Genomic DNA, 17,268 nt, shown 5'->3' on the forward strand with positions numbered 1-17,268 from the left:
GGACTTGACGGACTTCGCTTGCTCGAACCCGTTCATGCGGAGGATGATCGCAAAGGAGCATTGCATGCAACTGACGGAGGACGTGGCTCAGAGGGTCACTGAAGCGATTTCACGCCCGCCGTGGAAATCCGCCGATCCGACGCTTTTTGCGATGCTGCTGCAGAAGAACGCGGATCAGAATCGCAAGGTCGTGCGCTGGGGCATAGCGGCGGCCGTGTTGAGCTACATATGCTACGGGGCCTTCGACTGGTTCCTTTTCCCGGACATTGCCGACCGAGTGATTCTGACGCGCCTGACGTTGGGATTGACCTTCCTGGTGCTTGTCGAACTTGTTGCTCGACGCGATTTTGCCGTCACCACTCTGCACTACGTTGCTGCTCTGGCGATCGTGGCGGGCGCGATCGGATGGCTGCTGTCGGCCCTCGGAACGACGCATCAGGAGGCGCTGTCCCATTTCATCATCTTCGGCACGGTTTTCATTCTCGGTGCCAATCTTTTCTTCAACTTCCGGCTATGGCTCTCGGCGCTGTCGTCCGCAACCGTGACAATAGCATTCCTCGGCGCCACGCTGTTCTTGCTTCAAGCCGATCTTGGCACCCGTCTGGTGCTTGCAACCTATTTCGTGAATTGCCTTGTTTTGTCGCTTTATCTGTCATGGCGCCTCAGCATGGAGCGCTACCAAACCTTCCTGCATGCCCTTCAGGCGCAGATCCAGGAGCAGGTCGCCATCGAAAATGGTCAAAAGCTCATCGAGATCGCAGACACCGACCCGCTTACCGGGCTTAAGAACCGCAGGGCGATCACCCGGGAATTCGCGGAGTTGTGCAAGGAATGGGCCAGGGACAATGACGAAATAGGCGTCATTCTCATGGACGTGGACTACTTCAAGCGGTTCAACGACCGGCTCGGCCATCAGGCCGGCGACGACTGCCTGATCGAGCTTGCCCGAGCCTTCGACGAGACGGCGGCGTCCCATCACGCCATCGCAGGACGGTACGGCGGCGAAGAATTCGTCGTGCTCTGCAAGGTCGCCGGACCGGATCACCTGCGCGAGGTGACCCATCAATTCTGCCGGGCCGTCGAGGACTTGAACATCTCCCATCCCGATCGGGACGATAAACTCAACATCGTCACCATCAGCGCTGGCGCCTCGTTGACGCGCGCCGATCAAAGCATAGAGCTTCGGATCTTGTTGCAGGAGGCCGATCGCGCGCTTTACGCCTCCAAGTTTTCCGGTCGCGCGACCTTCACCATCTATGATGCGCAGGCCATCGATCAGAAGCGCGCCAGCCAGAATCTTTCGGAACTGCTCAAGCAAGCCGTTTCGGAGGGACTGGTCTCAGTCGTCTATCAGCCGATCTGCGATGCGATATCCGGCAACGTGCTTGGCCATGAGTCGTTGATGCGGCTGCGCGACTTCGACGGCAGCGTGATCAGCCCGTCCGTGTTCATACCTGTCGCCGAGCAGACCGGCGGGATCGAGGAACTCGGGATGTGGGTGATCGATCGGGCTTGCGGTGACATGGTTGAACACGGATTGGGATCGGTCGTGTCGGTGAACGTCTCGGTCGTCCAGCTCAAGGCTCCGAATTTCCCGCTTCACGTCACCGAGATCCTTGGTCGGCATGGCATGGCGCCCCAGAGGCTGGCGCTCGAGGTGACTGAAGGCAGCGATATATCTCTGGAGGCACAGGCCGCCAGAAGTATCGAGCAGCTTCGAAACCTGGGTGTTCAGATCTGGCTCGATGATTTCGGAACCGGATTTGCGGGTCTGGCCTGGCTCCGTCGTTTCAAGTTCGACGTCGTCAAGATCGATCGCAGTTTCTTGCACGATTGCCAGACGGTTCGAGGCCTGAGCCTGTTGCAGGACATGGTCAGACTGCTGCGCAATCTGGGCCATACGGTCCTTGTCGAGGGTGTCGAGACGAAAGAGCAGCAGAATTTGCTGCAGCACATGGGCATTCAGTCGATCCAGGGCTTCCTGACCGGACGTCCCGTCCCGATCGAAGAGATCATGCAGGCCAGGCAGGACCTCGTCGCTTAGCTTAAGCAGTCCGGCAGGAGGACAGGCGGCGCTATGTCGGCGAAACGAGGACGCCGCGCGATGCATCAGAAAGCCGGGCCGCTGCACGGCCCGACTTGAAAATCCGGATGTGAAGCGGCTCCGCTACCGCTCCATGGCGGGCGCCGCGAAATCCACGCGTTTGCGGATCTTGCCGTAGACGATGTTCCTATTCGATCCGTAATAGACCTCGGCTTCGACGCGGTTCTTATCCACCGCGGCATTGATGATGTCCCACATGTCGCCGGCCGATCGCAGGATGAGCGGCCAATCCATGAACGTTTCCATGTACCCGTCGGTCGTGATCTCGTCGCTGAAATTGGCGAAGAGGAATTCGCCGTCCGGCTTGACCAGTTCCATCGCGCGCTGCAGCAGCCGTGCGCCGACCGGAAGCGGCAGGTAGTCATACAGCCCAGACGCATAGACGAGATCGAATGTGCCAAGCGGGTAGGCGCGCCGCAAAAGACCGCGCACGGATCCGTCCACGGCTTCCACTGCCGTACCGGTGAGGTCGCGGTTGACCGTGCCGACGCTCACCGGATCCTGGTCGAGACCGATCCAGCGCTTTAACCTTCTCTCGGCGAGCGCCTTTGAGAGTTCGGCTTCCCGCAAATGGCCGCAGGCGATTGCCAGCACCTCGGCGTTTTCTACCCGGGCAGCCGTTTCGTCGACCGTTTTGGCCAGTATCTCGCGGCGCTCGCGCCCCGCCACCGAGCTTGCCGCTTCGCTCGTATAGGCAAAGATCTCGCGGCCGAGTTCGCTCGACGATGCCACGATCTCGTCGGCGCTCGGGTGCTTGTAGTAGATGTCCAGCAGCGTCGCGTCGCCCGAATAGCCGCGCGGCTTTTCGAAGGACCAGCGCGTGAACGGATCCTGCTTCAGGTAGGCCGCCACGCGGTGCTGCTGAGCGAGCGGGATCAGTTCCTGCCAAAGAGCCGGAGCGACCTCCCGGCGCAGTTCATGCAGTCGACCCGCCAGGCGCTCGACGATTTGCCCTGCGGGCTCCTGGCGCGCGAAAGCCTGATGAGCGAGGTCCAGCACCAGGGCGAGCTGGGCCGCCCGCGCCTTGAGCTCGGCGGCGTCGACCGCCTCCGCGGACGCCGCCTTGTGCTTCTTGATCAACGTCGATGTGATGAGGCTCGCCTCATCGATTTTCAGATCGGGATTCAGCGCCATATGGGCATTTCCTTGTGGTCCCCCACCGACAATTATAAATGCCTAGAGTTTTAATAAAAGTTTAGGGTCAACTGCATTAGTTTCTGCTAATACTCTCCTTGCCGAAGGTTTGAAGCGCCGAAAACCAGAGCTCGATCGAGCTGCGCAACGCGCACGTCCTTAACCTTTTGTTATGCACTGGGCTGACGCCGTCTCCCGCTCTGCGCGACGTTTCGGGTGTGCCCATCAAATCTGTGGGAAAGCTGCATCGAAACTGCTGAACCGCGCCCAGGCGGCTTCGACATCGCCAAATACGACCGGCGGACCGACGCAACGGAGGTCCGCCATGAACATCGTGCTGGTCAACCCGCCGCATACGGCCATCGGCAGCCGCGTGCCCGACGATCACCTGCCGCCTTTGGGTCTGCTGGCGATCGGCGGTCCGCTGCTCGATGCCGGCCATCGGGTGCGCCTGGTCGATGCGGAGTTCGGGCCGATGCCGCTTTCCACGCTCGTCGATGAGGCCCTGAGCGATAATCCGGATTTCGTCCTGATCGGCCATTCCGGCTCGACCTCGGCGCATCCGACCGCGCTGCGGATCGCGGAAATGATCAAAGCCCGCGCGCTAGGGGTCGTCATCCTCTATGGCGGCGTCTTCCCGACCTATCACTGGCGCGACGTGCTCGCCGCAACGGACGTCTTCGACTTCATCGTGCGCGGCGAGGGTGAGGCGACCGCGCTGGCGCTGGTCGAGGCGCTGGAAAGGCGCCGGCCGGTGTCGGGTGTCGCCGGCATCGCCTATCGCGACGATTGCGGCCGACCCTTTGCGGCGCCGCCTGCGATGACGATTACCGATCTCGACGCCTGCCGCATCGGCTGGGAGCTGATCGACCATGGCCGCTACAGCTATTGGGGCGGCAAGCGCGCCGTGGTCATGCAGTTCTCGCGCGGCTGTCCGCATCTGTGCAACTATTGCGGCCAGCGCGGCTTCTGGACCCGCTGGCGACATCGCGATCCGGCCAGCTTCGCCAAGGAGATCGCCTGGCTGCACCGCGAGTATGGCGTCGAGCTGGTCAATCTGGCCGACGAGAACCCGACCTCTTCGAAGAAGGCCTGGCGCGCCTTTCTCGATGCCATGATCGCCGAGAACGTGCCGGTGCTGATCGTCGGCTCGACGCGCGCCGACGATATCGTGCGCGATGCCGATATCCTGCACCTTTATCGCAAGGCCGGCGTCATCCGCTGGCTGCTCGGCATGGAGAACACCGACGAGGCCACACTGTCGCTGATCCGCAAGGGCGGCAGCACCAAGTCCGATCGCGAAGCGATCCGGCTGCTTCGCCGGCACGGCATATTGTCCATGGCGACCTGGGTCGCTGGCTTCGAGGATGAGGGTTTTCGCGATCTCTGGCGCGGCTTTCGCCAGCTCATCGCCTATGATCCCGACCAGATCCAGGCGCTCTATGTGACGCCGCATCGCTGGACGCTGTTCTTCCGCATCGCCAAGGATCGCAGGGTGATCCAGAAGGACATCCGGCTCTGGGACTACAAGCACCAGGTGCTGCATATGACCCGGCTGAAGCCGTGGATGCTGTTCTCCGCCGTCAAGCTGATCGAGCTTGCCGTGCAGTCACGGCCGAAAGCGCTGGCGCGCGTCCTTTTCCATCCGGACCCAGAGCAGCGGCATTCGATGCGTTGGTACACCAAGATGGGCCGCCGCGTGTGGTTCCGTGAGGTTTGGGGTTTTCTGGTCCGCGACCGCCGCGTGGCCGCGGGCCCGACGCTTGCCGAATTCTGGGGCGCGCCGCAGGACGCCGACGAGGAATCGATGGTCTTTCAGCGCCCGGCGCGAAAGCCGGCCCTGCCCGTCGCGGAAGATAAGCGGGTCGCGAAAAGCAGCAGGCTAGCCGGCTAAATAATCGCTACGGCACGATCAGCGTGCCGGCCCCGTGCTCGGTGAACAGCTCGAGCAGCACCGAATGCGGCGTCTTGCCGTTGAGGATGACGACGCCCTCGACGCCGCGCTCGATCGCCTCGATGCAGGTCTCGACCTTCGGGATCATGCCGCCCGATATCGTGCCGTCCTTGATCAGCGCCTTGGCCTCGCCGACCGTCAGCTCGTCGATCAGCTTCTTGTTCTTGTCGAGCACGCCGGGCACGTCGGTCAGGAAAAGCAGGCGCGAGGCGCGGCAGGCGCCGGCGATGGCGCCGGCAAAGGTATCGGCGTTGATGTTGTAGGTATGGCCGTCGCGGCCGGGCGCCACCGGCGCCAGCACCGGGATCATCTCGGAACGGGCCAGCAGGTCGAGCAGAGTGCGGTCGACCTCGACCGGCTCGCCGACGAAACCGAGATCCAGCACCCGCTCGATGTTGGAATCCGGGTCGATCATGGTCTTGCGCGCCTTTTCGGCGAAGACCATGTTGCCGTCCTTGCCACAGAGACCGATAGCCCATTCGCCTTCGGCGTTGATCAGCGCCACGATTTCCTTGTTGATCGAGCCGGCCAGCACCATCTCGACGATCTCGACCGTCTTCTGGTCGGTGACGCGCAACCCGCCCTCGAACTTGGATTCGATGCCCATCTTGTTGAGCATGGCGCCAATCTGCGGCCCGCCGCCGTGAACGACGATCGGGTTGACGCCGGACTGTTTGAGCAGCGCGATGTCGCGGGCAAAGGCCTTGCCGAGCTCGTTGTCGCCCATGGCATGGCCGCCATACTTAACCACCACCGTCTTGTTCTCGTAGCGCTGCATATAAGGAAGCGCGCGCGAGAGCAGCGCGGCCTGCATTTCGGCGTTGGCGGCGATGTCCGTCATCGGTGCTTTCCCTAGGTGGCAAGGATGGCGGGCGTCTTAGCGGGAATTGCCGCAGGTCGCAAACGGCTTTGCGCTCACAATGACGAAATCGGCGGGTTTCAAGGTCTGTCGAGATTCAGGTCAGGCCGAGTCGAGAATGGCGGATTTCGAGAACCGGAACGGAGCGTACTTTCTGGTACGTGAGTACCGGAAAGCGCAGAAAACCGCCATTCGCAGGCCGGCATCACCTGAATCTCGACAGACCTAGCCGGGCACCTTGAGCGGCGCGCGGCGCTTCAGCCATCCTGAAATCTTCTCCATTTGCGCTGCGAGCGACAAAAGCGTCTCCTCGTCGCCGGGCCGTCCCGCGGCCTGGATGCCGAGCGGCAGGCCACCTGCGGTGACATGCACCGGCAGCGCGATCGAGGGCTGGCCGCTGACATTGTGGATCGCCGGCCAGGGAGTGAACCACAGGCTCTTGTCCATCAGCTGGCCGAAAAACGATTTGATCCTGAGCAGCCCGGTAAGATGCAATTTGTCGAGGACGTTCTCGACGAGCTCGTCGGCGCCTTTCGGGTCCATCGCGCCGCAGGCGAGCGGCGGGTGCGCAATGATCGGCATCAGCACGGCATCGAAGCGCGCCGTGTCTTCGATCATCTGCCGCGCGGTGGCGTTGAGCCGCTGCACGGCGTCATAGACCTCGCCGGCGGACAGCATTTCGCCGAGGCGACCAAGCACGCGCGTCGCACGTTCGACCTCGCCGGACACCGGGCGGCCGACGCGCTTCGCCTCGGCACGCATCATGCCTGCGACGGCCGACGCGACGCTCTTGCAGAAATCGGCGATGAAGTCGCGGCCGATATAGGGCAGGTCGATCTCTTCCACCGTGTGCCCGCCCTCGCGCGCCAGCGCCACCGCGGTGTCCAGCGCTTCCATCGTCTCAGCCGAGATCGGCAGGCCGAGCGGCGATTTGCGGTAGACGGCGAGGCTGAGCCGGCCTGGATCGCGCGCCGCTGCGGCGGTGAAGGCGCCCTTGGGCTCCCGCGCCGCATAAGGCGACAGCGGATCGGCGCCGTGCGTCAGGTCGAGCAGGAGGGCTGTATCGCGCACCGAGCGGCTGACCGCATGGTCGACGACCATGCCGTACCAGCTCTCGCTGGTGAGCGGCGTCAGCGGCACCCGACCGCGCGAGGTCTTGAGCCCGACCAAGCCGCTGCAGGCCGAAGGCACCCGGATCGAGCCGCCGCCGTCGGAAGCGTGCGCCGCCGGCACCACGCCGGCCGCGACGAGCGCCGCCGATCCGCCGGACGAGCCGCCGGTGGTGTGGCCGGTGTTCCAGGGGTTGCGGGTGATGCCGAAGCGGGCCGATTCGGTCATCAGCCGCAGCCCATGCTCAGGCGAGGTGCTGGTAGCGATCGGGATCAGGCCCGCGGCCAGATAGCGCTCGACCATCACCGAGTTGAAATCGGCCGTGAAGGCCGGAATGCGGCTGCCGCCATGGATCGGCACGCCCTTGATGCCGATGCCGAGATCCTTCAGCGCGAAGGGTACGCCGGCGAGCGGCTGCTTGCGGTCGATCGCCTTCGCCCGCGCCCTGGCGGCGTCATAGAGCGGCGTCGCTATGGCGTTGATGTCGGGTCTTGTCGCCTCGGCGCGGGCGATCGCGGCGTCGACCAGCTCCTGCGGCGAGATTTCCCCCTTGTGGATGAGTTCGGCAAGTCCGGTCGCATCCTGTTCCCAAAGCACGCGTTCGATCGACATCGCCGCTCCCCTGTTTTGGCGAAGGCTATCGCATGAAGCCGCAAATCGAAATCCGGATTTGCGTTGTTCATCTCGCATTGCGGAAGATGACTTCACGTACTGACGCCGCGGCAGCCTTGGGTGGACAACACCGCCCGCGCCGTTGCAAATAAATCGCAATCTTCTAATTTGCCTGCATGGGGCCTCAGGACATCAGCAAGCTGATCGTCCGGACTTCGATGAAGGACCGGGCTGCGTTCGATCTGCTCTACAAGCAGACCAGCGGGAAACTTTTCGGCGTCTGCCTTCGTGTATTGAGGGACAAGAGTGAGGCGGAAGAAGCACTGCAGGAGGTCTTCGTCAAGATCTGGACCAAGGCCGATCGTTTCGCGATTTCCGATCTCAGCCCGATTTCCTGGCTGGTGGCCATTGCGCGCAACCATGCGATCGACCGCATCAGGGCCCGGCGCGGTCCTTCCGCCAATATCGATGCAGCGCTCGAGGTCGCCGATCCGGCGCCGGGGCCTGAGGCCATGGCTGTCGCGGGCGGCGAGACCGAACGCATCTACCATTGCCTCGACGAATTGGAGAAACACCGGGCGGCGGCGGTCCGGGGCGCCTATCTCAACGGCGAAAGCTATGCCGAGCTGGCGGAGCGCCACAAGGTCCCGCTGAACACGATGCGGACTTGGCTGCGGCGAAGCTTGCTCAAACTGAGAGAATGCCTGGAAAGATGACGCTGGCGGAAGAAAACGGACCGGAACGCGGAGGCGACGACCTGCTCGCCGCCGAATACGTTCTCGGCGTTCTGGCAGCCGACGAACGCCAGATCGCCTCCCGCCGCATCGATACCGAGGCGGGTTTTGCCCGCCTGGTCGATGCCTGGGAAGCCCATTTCGCGCCGATGGCAGCCGCCTACGCTGCGGTCGAGGCGCCGGCTTCGGTCAAGGCGGCGATCGACCGGCGGCTGTTTGCCTCATCAGTGACCACCCCCGCCGCGCCCAGCACCGGCCTGCTGGGGAGCCTCGCCTTCTGGCGCGGGCTTGCCGCGGCCGCGCTTGCCGCTTTGGCCGTCTTTGTCGCCCTGCCTCTCGTCAATCCGCCGTTGCCGCAGCCCGAAACCAGGCTGGTCGCCTCGCTCGCCGCCGACAACAGCAACGTCAAATACCTCGCTGTCTATGACGCTGCGCGCCAGGAGGTCGGCCTCTCGCATGTTTCCGGCGAACGCGGCGCCGGCAAGGATTTCGAGCTGTGGATGATCGAGGGCAAGACTGCGCCGGTCTCGATGGGCGTCATCCCGGCCGGCCAGACCGCGCGCATGGCCGTCACGCCGGCCGTGCAGGAGAAGCTGGCGCAAGGCGCCGTGCTCGCCGTCAGTCTCGAGCCGGCCGGCGGTTCGCCGACCGGCCAGCCGACCGGCCCCGTCGTCGCCGCCGGCGATCTGAAGGGCATCTGACGACATTTCGGAAAAGAATTGGAGACTATCCGAAGTCTATCCACCCGACATGTGTCGGCAGCAGCGCTTTCGTGCGCCTAGACGCGGTACGTTTGCATCCGGGCCGACGAATAAAAAATCTTCGAAGTTCGCGAAACTAAGTTTTTGACGCCTCGTATCTCCTCGCGTTCCCAAGGATGGGGAAAACAACCCGAGGAGACTGATACAATGCGTAAACTCGCCACCCTTCTGCTTGCCTCTACAATCGGCCTTTCGGCGCTTGGCGCCGTTGCCTATGCCGCCAATCCGATGGTCGGCGGCGCGCCGATGTATGCCAAGAAGAACATCATCGAGAATGCCGTCAATTCGAAGGACCACACCACGCTGGTCGCCGCCGTCAAGGCCGCCGGCTTGGTCGACACGCTGCAGACCCGCGGTCCTTTCACCGTCTTTGCCCCGACCAACGAGGCCTTCGCTGCACTTCCGGCCGGCACCGTCGAGACGCTGCTCAAGCCCGAGAACAAGGACAAGCTGACCAAGATCCTTACCTGCCATGTCATTGCCGCCAAGGCGCTGGCCGCCGACGTCGCCAAGATGGCCAAGGCCGATGGCGGTGCGCATGAGGTCAAGACCGTCGGCGGCTGCGCCCTGACGCTGAAGTCCGAAAAGGGCAAGGTCACGGCGACCGACGAGAACGGCAACGTCGCTCATGTCACAATCGCCGACGTGCGCCAGTCGAACGGCGTCATCCACGTCATCGACAAGGTTCTTCTGCCGAAGATGTAACAAAGCGCGTGCGGCCGGCGAAGTGGCGTATGTCCGCGCCGGCCGCACGGTCTCCCTCCCACGATCCGTGCTGCCGTCAAGCGCCGCTCCGCATCGCCAGGGCTTGGGTCGACGCGGGGTGGCGCGCGAACCGTCACCGGCTTTTGCTTTTCCGGTGGCGTCCTAGTTTGTAAGATCACGTCAGGAGGAAAGGCCATGAACCGTCGCGACTTTCTCTGGAGCGGTGCCGCCGCCACTGCCCTCACAATCGGAGCCGGAGCGGCGTTGCACATGGGCGGCGCGAAGCCGGCTCTGGCCGCCGAGACCTTCGAGATCACCAAGACCGACGCCGAGTGGCGCGCCATCCTTTCGGATGCCGCCTTCGACGTGCTGCGCAGGGAGGGCACCGAATATCCGGGCACCAGCCCGCTGCTCAACGAACACCGCAAGGGCATCTTCGCCTGCGCCGCATGCGACCTGCCGGTCTATCCGTCGGAAACGAAGTTCGATTCCGGCACCGGATGGCCGAGCTTCTGGCAGGAGATCCCCAATGCCATCGGCAAGACCGAAGACCGTTCGCTCGGCATGACGCGCACCGAGGTGCATTGCCGCCGTTGCGGCGGTCATCTTGGCCATGTCTTCGACGACGGCCCGCCACCCACCGGCCTGCGCCACTGCATCAACGGCGTGGCGCTGACCTTCAAGCCCGCCGCGGCCTGAGCGGACTGCGATCTGTCCAAAGAAATGACCCCGGAAATCGGCGACGATTTCCGGGGTCACGCGTTGAGGACGCCAGGCGGGGGTTCCGGCTCCTCAATGGCCTCCGCCGCCACCGCCGCCTTGCTGTGCCGGCTTGTTGATGAACAGCACGAAAAATCCGAGCGAGGCGAACAGCACGGTCAGCATCATGAACACGTCCATGAAGGACAACAGCGCCGCCTGCTGCTGCACCATGCCGGACAGCTTTGAAATGGCGGCGGCCGTGGCGTCGAGGCCGGCGTTTTGCTGGAAGGTCAGCGTCATGTTCTGCAGCTTGGTCTGCGCGGCCTCGCTGCCCCACTGCACATGCTCGGAAAGCCTTGCATAGTGAAAGGCATTGCGGTCGATCAGCACCGTGTTGATGACTGCCAGGCCGACGGCACCGCCGAGATTGCGGGTCAGGTTGAACAGGCCCGACGCATTCTTCAGCCGTTCCGGCGGCAGCGTACCGAGCGCGATGTTGTTGATCGGCACCATGCACAGCATCATCGAGCAGCCGCGCAGGATCTGCGGGATCAAGAGCTCATAAAAATCCCAGTCGGCGGTGAGATGCGTCATCCACCATGTGCCGGTGGCGAAGCCGATGAAGCCGACCATCATCATCAGCCTGAGATCGATCTTGTTCGACAGGATGCCGGCAACGGGCGCGGTGAAGAACATCGCCAGGCCGCTGACAAACAGCGCCTCGCCGATCATCATCGAATCGTAACCGCGGATCCGGCCGAGGAACACCGGATAGAGGTAGGTCAACCCGTAAAGGCCGATGCCGACGACGAAGGAGAACAGCGAGCCGAAGGCGAAATTGACATTGTTGAAGGCCCGCAGATCGACGATCGGCTCCTCGGCGGTGAAGACGCGCCAGAAGAAGATGAGACCGCCTATGGTCATGATGATGGCGCAGGCAAAGACGGCCGGCTCCTGCAGCCAGTCATGGTTCGGGCCTTCCTCCAGCACGTATTCCATGCAGCCGAGGAAGGCGGCCATGCCGATCAGGCCCCACCAGTCGAACTTGGAAAACAGCTTGAGGTTCGGCTTGTCGAAATCGATCAGCGACCAGGCAGCCGTCGCCACCAGTATGCCCGGCACGACATTGATCAGGAACAGCCAGTGCCAGGACATGGCATGGCTGATATAGCCGCCGACCGTCGGGCCGATGGTCGGCGCCAGCGTCGCCACCAGGCCGATCATCGGCGAGACGACGGCGCGGCGCGACGGCGGGAAGATGGTGAAGGCGGCAGCGAACACGCTCGGAATCATGCCGCCGCCGATAAAGCCCTGGATGGCGCGGTAGACGATCATCTGGTCGATGTTGGTGGCGGTCGCGGCCAGCGCGCTTGCTGCTGTGAAGCCGGCGGCCGCGGTCGTGAACAGCACGCGGGTCGACAGCATGCGGCTGAGGAAGCCCGACAGCGGGATCATCACCACTTCCGCGATCAGATAGGCGGTCTGAACCCACGGGATCTCGTCGGAGCTGGCGCTGAGGCCGGCCTGGATCTCGGCCAGCGATGCCGAGACGATCTGGATATCGAGGATCGCCATGAACATGCCGAACACCATCGCCAGGAAGGCGATGACGCGGCGCGCCGGCATGTGGTCGGCGGGGGCGGCGGCTGCCGGACGTGCCGGCGCTGCTCCTGCGGTAATGGTTGCGGTTGCCATCTCATGGCCTCCCTGCGGCAGCTCCAAAAGTGCGCGGCGTTTTCCGCCCGGAACTGCGTCAAAACAGGCTGGGCGGCTCGGCGCTCAATTGGCCACCGGGCCGCCCCCCAAACTCTCAGTTGGTCGTCGCGGCCGGCGCGGTGCGGCTGTCGGCGGCGACGATGACGCTGAGGCCGGCGCGCAGCTTGCCGGTCTTCAGCACGTCGGCCGGCACGTCGATGCGGACCGGCACGCGCTGCACGACCTTGGTGAAGTTGCCGGTGGCGTTTTCCGGCGGTAGCAGCGAGAACACCGCGCCCGAAGCCGGCGCCAGCGACGAAACCGTGCCCTCGAAGGTCTGGCCGTCGATGGCATCGACCGTGATGCGGACCTTCTCGCCAGGCACCAGCCGGCCAAGCTGCGTCTCCTTGAAGTTGCCGACGATGTAGAGCTTGTCCATCGGCACGACGACGGCGAGCTTCTGGCCGGGCGTGACGAGGTCGCCCTGTTCGACCGAGCGGTTGCCGACGACGCCGTCATAGGGCGCCTTGAGCACGGTGAAGGAAAGGTCACGCTGCGCCTTGTCGCGGGTGAGCTGCAGCAAGGCGAGCGTGCTGGCGGATTCCGCACGCTGGGCTTCGAGCACGCCGATATTGGCCTGCGCGGCGGTGATCTGCGCGTCGGCGCCGGCGAGGGCTGCCTTGGCCTGGTCGAGCGCCGTCTGGGCGTCGTCGAGTTGTGCCTGCGTGCCGACATGCGTCTTGAGCAGCTGCGCCGCGCGGGCCTGTGCGCGTGCCGCATTGTCGGCCGCCGCCTGGTCGGCGATCTTCTGCGCCTGTGCTTGCGCCAGCGAGGCCTGCGCCGCCTTGGTTTGCGCATCGATGCGGTCGAGCGTCTTCGCCAGCGTGGCGATCTGCGCCTCCGCCTGGCCAACCGCGATTTTGTAGTCGCCGTCATCGATGACGAACAGCGGATCGCCGGCCTTGACCCTCTGGTTCTCGCTCACCAGCACCTTGTCCACATAGCCGGAGATTTTCGGCGACACGAACGACATGTCGGCCTGGACATAGGCGTCGTCGGTGGAGATCATGAACCGGCCGTCGGTCCAGTAATCGTAGCCGTACCAGGAGCCGGCGCCGAGGAGGCCCAGCCCGATGATCGGCAGCAGCAGCGAGCGGACAGAGCGCTTCTTCTTGGCCGGCGCTTCGGCAGGCGCGGGAGGAGCGGGCAGTACAGGCGCTTCCGGAGCTTCGGTCGACGGCTGGACCTTGGCGTTGGGGAAATTGCGGACTTCGGCGGTAGCGGGCGCGTTCGAGGACATGATAATCTCTCTGGGACAAGTCAGTCAGACTGAACCGTTCGGTTCGAATTGGTGATTGACATAGCGCGGAAAGAGGCCCATATCAAGAGCAAATCGAACCGGTTGGTTCGAAATATTTCGTGAGGTTTGACTCCGATGGTCGAAACGACAGCCGATAGCGATCTGCTCGACCTGCGCAAAGGCCGTCCCGCGGCCGGGCAGGATCCGATCAAACGGGCCCAGATCATCGAAGGCGCGCGCCGCGTCTTCATCGACAAGGGCTTCGAAGCCGCGTCGATGAACGACATCACGCGCGAGGCCGGCGTCTCCAAGGGCACGATCTACGTCTATTTCGCCAACAAGGAAGAGCTGTTCGAGGCTCTCATCGAGGAAGAGCGTGGCACCATCTTCAAGAATATGTATGAGGTGCTCGACCATTTCGACGACCTGCGCAAGACGCTGGTGAAGTTCGGCATGGTGCTCTCCGCCAAGATCACCTCGGCCAAGGTCATCCAGGCGCAGCGCACCGTGGTCGGCGCTTCCGACAGGATTCCCGAGCTTGGCGCCCGCTTCTACGAGCGCGGTCCCAAGCGTGGCCACGACAAGGTGATGATCTTCCTCAACGAAGCCGTCGAACGCGGCCTGCTGAAGATCGACGATGTCGATCTCGCCGCCTATCAGTTCACCGAGCTCTGCCTCGCCGGCCTCTTCCGCCAGTGCATTTTTTCCTACCGCACCAAGGCGCCGAGCCAAGCCGAGATCGAGCATGTCGTTCGCTCCGGCGTGAACGTCTTTCTGAAGGCCTACGGCACCGAGAAGCTCGCGGCCGAGGAGCAGGCGTCGCTCTCGGCGTGAACCCGCGGCGCGCAGCGATTGCGAAGGAACGCGAGGCGCTTTGACGACGCTACGGCGCCGCGGCAGCCGACTTCGATGCCACCGGTCACCTCCTTCTTCCAGCCCAACTCGAGCCGTCGACCGGCACTTTTCCCGGACCCTTCCGGAAGAGCTTGTTAACCATCCGTTCCTATGTCTCGGGACACGTTTGTTCGACGAATCTCGAGTGTGACATCCATGCGTTTTACCCGTGCCAATCCTTCCGGCGCTTCCGCTTACGGCGACAACGACGACAGCAGCTCGGAAGACGCGCGGCATCATGGCGCTGCCGTGCCGCCGCAGCGACAAACGGGGCAGGTCGTCACGCTGCGAGCCGCCGCTGACGGCGAATCGAACGCCGCCGATTCGGCTGGCGGCGACGAGTTCGGCGGCCAGGCCTGGCAGCAATATTTCTTCCTCGCGCCCAATGTGCGCTTCACTCGCACGCCGGATTCCGACAAACGGCCCGCACCGGAGCCAGTTGATGAAGCGCCGGCCAAGGCGGTGGCTTCCCGCGGGCTTCCCATTCGTCCGGCGCCGCTGGCGCCCCAGCCGACCAATCCGGGCCGGGCAGTCCCCGCCGCGGCCGCCACCGCCCAGGCCAAGCCGCCGCAGGCCATCGTCAAGCCGCAGCAGGCCAGCGCCGCGCCGCCGCCACGGGCCGTAGCCACTCCGGCACAAAAGCCGCAGCCGCCGAAATTTCGTTGGTCCTATCTTTCCGACGATGCGTTTTTCGAGTTCAGCCTGCCCTTGCTCGCCGAGCGCCTGGCGCGGGCACGGCTGAACGATCCTTTGCAGACGCCCGCGGCTCCCGCGCGGATGAGTCCTGCGGCGCAACCGAGCCCGTTCCGCCCCGCCGCGATCGGCGAGGCGACCTCGTTCTACCGCGTCATCGAATGGCGCTCGCACGGGCCGGCCGCAAGTCTGGCCCCGCTGACTCCGCCGGTCGATCTGCCCGCGCTCCGGCCCGCTCCTGTGGAAATCGAATCGCCCGCGCCCGAGTCCGTCGCGCCGCGTTCCGCTGCAAAGAGCGCCCAGGCCGCGAGACCCGCGCCGTCCCTGCCCGTCGCCGGCAAGGTCGGGCCGCAGCCCGCTTCGGCCGGCTACGAGCTTCCGTCCGAGGAATTGCTGCAGATGCCGCCGGGAGGCCAGGGCTTCTACATGTCGCAGGAGCGGATGGAACAGAACGCGGACCTGCTCGAAAGCGTGCTGGAGGATTTCGGCGTCAAGGGCGAGATCATCCGGCCGGGTCCGGTCGTCACGCTCTACGAGTTCGAGCCGGCGCCGGGCGTGAAGTCCAGCCGCGTCATCGGCCTGGCCGACGACATCGCCCGCTCCATGTCGGCCATCTCGGCGCGCGTCGCCGTGGTGCCGGGCCGCAACGTCATCGGCATCGAGCTGCCCAACGAAACGCGCGAGACGGTCTATTTCCGCGAGCTGATCGAATCGGCCGGCTTCCGCAACACGTCGTGCAAGTTGGCGCTGGGGCTGGGCAAGACCATCGGCGGCGAGCCGGTCATCGCCGACCTCGCCAAGATGCCGCATCTGCTGGTCGCCGGCACCACCGGCTCGGGCAAGTCGGTCGCCATCAACACCATGATCCTGTCGCTGCTCTACCGGATGAAGCCGGCGGAGTGCCGCCTCATCATGGTCGATCCCAAGATGCTCGAATTGTCCGTCTATGACGGCATCCCGCATCTGCTCACGCCGGTCGTCACCGATTCCAAGAAAGCGGTCACCGCGCTCAAATGGGCGGTGCGCGAGATGGAGGAGCGTTACCGCAAGATGGCGCGCCTCGGCGTGCGCAACATCGACGGCTACAACCAGCGCGCCGCGGCCGCCCGCGACAAGGGGGAGGTCGTCGTCATGCAGGTGCAGGTCGGCTTCGAGAAGGGCACGGGCGAGCCGCTGTTCGAGGAGCAGGAGATCGACCTCGCCCCGATGCCCTACATCGTCATCATCGTCGACGAGATGGCCGACCTGATGATGGTGGCCGGCAAGGAGATCGAAGGTGCCATCCAGCGGCTGGCGCAGATGGCGCGCGCCGCCGGCATCCATTTGATCATGGCCACACAGCGCCCGTCGGTCGACGTCATCACCGGCACCATCAAGGCCAATTTCCCCACCCGTATCTCCTTCCAGGTGACGTCCAAGATCGACAGCCGCACCATCCTTGGCGAGCAGGGCGCCGAGCAGCTGCTCGGCCAGGGCGACATGCTGCACATGGCCGGCGGCGGGCGCATCGTGCGCGTGCACGGTCCCTTCGTCTCCGATCTCGAGGTCGAACACGTCGTGGCGCATTTGAAGGCGCAAGGCCGCCCGGAATATCTCGATACGGTCACCGCCGGCGAGGAAGAGGAAGAAGATCCGGCCGACACGGGTCCAGTCTTCGACAAGGGCTCGATCGACGCCGAGGATGGCGACGCCCTCTATGAGGAGGCGGTCAAAGTGGTCAAGCGCGACAAGAAATGCTCGACCTCCTACATCCAGCGCCGCCTCGGCATCGGCTATAACCGCGCCGCCTCGCTGGTCGAACGCATGGAGAAGGAAGGCCTGGTCGGCGCGCCCAACCATGTCGGCAAGCGCGAAATCCTTGCCGGCCGGCGCGACCATGCGCCGGAGCGCGACGAGACGGATTGAGCGGGCGTTAGGGCGCGCAGTCAGGTCGGCCGATCGCGGCTGGTCCTGCCCGTCCTTGTCTATCTGGGGCCCTCGGGGAGAGGTCAGCCGGGCGAAGCGGAGACTG

General features: G+C 64.2%; 13 protein-coding genes. 8 read left to right on the forward strand and 5 right to left on the reverse strand.

Annotated features, from left to right (window positions below; genetic code table 11):
- Nucleotides 1-64: 64 nt before the first annotated feature.
- A complete protein-coding gene (locus tag CK222_RS00265) occupies nucleotides 65-2,044 on the forward strand; it encodes a GGDEF and EAL domain-containing protein (protein ID WP_095799434.1) in 1,980 nt (659 codons plus the stop codon).
- Between the two features lie 123 nt (nucleotides 2,045-2,167).
- On the opposite strand, the gene CK222_RS00270 is transcribed toward CK222_RS00265, so the two are convergent.
- On the reverse strand, nucleotides 2,168-3,238 hold the full coding sequence (locus CK222_RS00270; protein WP_067323801.1) for a class I SAM-dependent methyltransferase: 1,071 nt from the start codon (nucleotides 3,236-3,238) through the stop codon (nucleotides 2,168-2,170).
- 325 nt (nucleotides 3,239-3,563) lie between these two features.
- Here CK222_RS00270 and bchE point away from each other — a divergent pair, with 325 nt between their 5' ends.
- On the forward strand, nucleotides 3,564-5,132 hold the full coding sequence (gene bchE / locus CK222_RS00275) for a magnesium-protoporphyrin IX monomethyl ester anaerobic oxidative cyclase (protein ID WP_095799019.1): 1,569 nt from the start codon (nucleotides 3,564-3,566) through the stop codon (nucleotides 5,130-5,132).
- A 7-nt stretch (nucleotides 5,133-5,139) separates the two neighbouring features.
- Here the strand turns inward: bchE and argB are convergent, their stop codons facing one another.
- Both argB and CK222_RS00285 read right to left on the reverse strand, forming a co-directional pair.
- On the reverse strand, nucleotides 5,140-6,033 hold the full coding sequence (gene argB / locus CK222_RS00280) for an acetylglutamate kinase (RefSeq protein WP_067003018.1): 894 nt from the start codon (nucleotides 6,031-6,033) through the stop codon (nucleotides 5,140-5,142).
- A gap of 243 nt (nucleotides 6,034-6,276) precedes the next feature.
- Nucleotides 6,277-7,773, reverse strand: coding sequence for an amidase (locus CK222_RS00285; RefSeq protein ID WP_095799020.1), 1,497 nt, complete (start codon nucleotides 7,771-7,773; stop codon nucleotides 6,277-6,279).
- Nucleotides 7,774-7,949: 176 nt separating this feature from the next.
- Between CK222_RS00285 and CK222_RS00290 the strand changes: the two genes are divergently transcribed.
- From CK222_RS00290 to msrB, 4 genes are all read left to right on the forward strand, one after another.
- Nucleotides 7,950-8,489 (forward strand): sigma-70 family RNA polymerase sigma factor, encoded by a 540-nt coding sequence (locus tag CK222_RS00290; protein ID WP_095799021.1) that lies wholly within the window; start codon nucleotides 7,950-7,952, stop codon nucleotides 8,487-8,489.
- On the forward strand, nucleotides 8,486-9,208 hold the full coding sequence (locus CK222_RS00295; RefSeq protein ID WP_176477540.1) for an anti-sigma factor: 723 nt from the start codon (nucleotides 8,486-8,488) through the stop codon (nucleotides 9,206-9,208). The genes CK222_RS00290 and CK222_RS00295 overlap by 4 nt, the downstream gene beginning before the upstream one ends.
- A gap of 207 nt (nucleotides 9,209-9,415) precedes the next feature.
- The gene (locus tag CK222_RS00300) at nucleotides 9,416-9,973 is read left to right on the forward strand and encodes a fasciclin domain-containing protein (RefSeq protein ID WP_067323809.1); all 558 of its coding nucleotides are present in this window, start codon (nucleotides 9,416-9,418) and stop codon (nucleotides 9,971-9,973) included.
- Nucleotides 9,974-10,168: 195 nt separating this feature from the next.
- Complete coding sequence (gene msrB / locus CK222_RS00305; protein ID WP_095799023.1) at nucleotides 10,169-10,672, forward strand: peptide-methionine (R)-S-oxide reductase MsrB; 504 nt, start codon at nucleotides 10,169-10,171, stop codon at nucleotides 10,670-10,672.
- Nucleotides 10,673-10,765: 93 nt separating this feature from the next.
- Here msrB and CK222_RS00310 read toward each other — a convergent pair whose 3' ends face one another.
- Both CK222_RS00310 and CK222_RS00315 read right to left on the reverse strand, forming a co-directional pair.
- The gene (locus CK222_RS00310) at nucleotides 10,766-12,370 is read right to left on the reverse strand and encodes a DHA2 family efflux MFS transporter permease subunit (RefSeq protein WP_095799435.1); all 1,605 of its coding nucleotides are present in this window, start codon (nucleotides 12,368-12,370) and stop codon (nucleotides 10,766-10,768) included.
- 115 nt (nucleotides 12,371-12,485) lie between these two features.
- Nucleotides 12,486-13,670 carry an HlyD family secretion protein gene (locus tag CK222_RS00315; protein ID WP_095799024.1) on the reverse strand — a complete coding sequence of 395 codons (1,185 nt, stop codon included), beginning with the start codon at nucleotides 13,668-13,670 and terminating at the stop codon, nucleotides 12,486-12,488.
- A 135-nt stretch (nucleotides 13,671-13,805) separates the two neighbouring features.
- Between CK222_RS00315 and CK222_RS00320 the strand changes: the two genes are divergently transcribed.
- Nucleotides 13,806-14,504 carry a TetR/AcrR family transcriptional regulator gene (locus tag CK222_RS00320; protein ID WP_067323814.1) on the forward strand — a complete coding sequence of 233 codons (699 nt, stop codon included), beginning with the start codon at nucleotides 13,806-13,808 and terminating at the stop codon, nucleotides 14,502-14,504.
- Between the two features lie 216 nt (nucleotides 14,505-14,720).
- Entirely contained in the window at nucleotides 14,721-17,162 is a 2,442-nt protein-coding gene (locus CK222_RS00325; protein WP_095799025.1) for a DNA translocase FtsK, read from the forward strand.
- Nucleotides 17,163-17,268 lie beyond the last annotated feature (106 nt).

Source organism: Mesorhizobium sp. WSM3866, assembly GCF_002294795.1.
In the GTDB taxonomy this organism is placed as follows: domain Bacteria; phylum Pseudomonadota; class Alphaproteobacteria; order Rhizobiales; family Rhizobiaceae; genus Mesorhizobium.

Excerpts from the sequence above, each read along its gene's own strand:
- CK222_RS00265 (WP_095799434.1), top strand. The coding sequence starts at position 65 with ATGCAACTGACGGAGGACGTGGCTCAGAGGGTCACTGAAGCGATTTCA.
- CK222_RS00270 (WP_067323801.1), bottom strand. The coding sequence starts at position 3,238 with ATGGCGCTGAATCCCGATCTGAAAATCGATGAGGCGAGCCTCATCACA.
- bchE (WP_095799019.1), top strand. The coding sequence starts at position 3,564 with ATGAACATCGTGCTGGTCAACCCGCCGCATACGGCCATCGGCAGCCGC.
- argB (WP_067003018.1), bottom strand. The coding sequence starts at position 6,033 with ATGACGGACATCGCCGCCAACGCCGAAATGCAGGCCGCGCTGCTCTCG.
- CK222_RS00285 (WP_095799020.1), bottom strand. The coding sequence starts at position 7,773 with ATGTCGATCGAACGCGTGCTTTGGGAACAGGATGCGACCGGACTTGCC.
- CK222_RS00290 (WP_095799021.1), top strand. The coding sequence starts at position 7,950 with ATGGGGCCTCAGGACATCAGCAAGCTGATCGTCCGGACTTCGATGAAG.
- CK222_RS00295 (WP_176477540.1), top strand. The coding sequence starts at position 8,486 with ATGACGCTGGCGGAAGAAAACGGACCGGAACGCGGAGGCGACGACCTG.
- CK222_RS00300 (WP_067323809.1), top strand. The coding sequence starts at position 9,416 with ATGCGTAAACTCGCCACCCTTCTGCTTGCCTCTACAATCGGCCTTTCG.
- msrB (WP_095799023.1), top strand. The coding sequence starts at position 10,169 with ATGAACCGTCGCGACTTTCTCTGGAGCGGTGCCGCCGCCACTGCCCTC.
- CK222_RS00310 (WP_095799435.1), bottom strand. The coding sequence starts at position 12,370 with ATGGCAACCGCAACCATTACCGCAGGAGCAGCGCCGGCACGTCCGGCA.
- CK222_RS00315 (WP_095799024.1), bottom strand. The coding sequence starts at position 13,670 with ATGTCCTCGAACGCGCCCGCTACCGCCGAAGTCCGCAATTTCCCCAAC.
- CK222_RS00320 (WP_067323814.1), top strand. The coding sequence starts at position 13,806 with ATGGTCGAAACGACAGCCGATAGCGATCTGCTCGACCTGCGCAAAGGC.
- CK222_RS00325 (WP_095799025.1), top strand. The coding sequence starts at position 14,721 with ATGCGTTTTACCCGTGCCAATCCTTCCGGCGCTTCCGCTTACGGCGAC.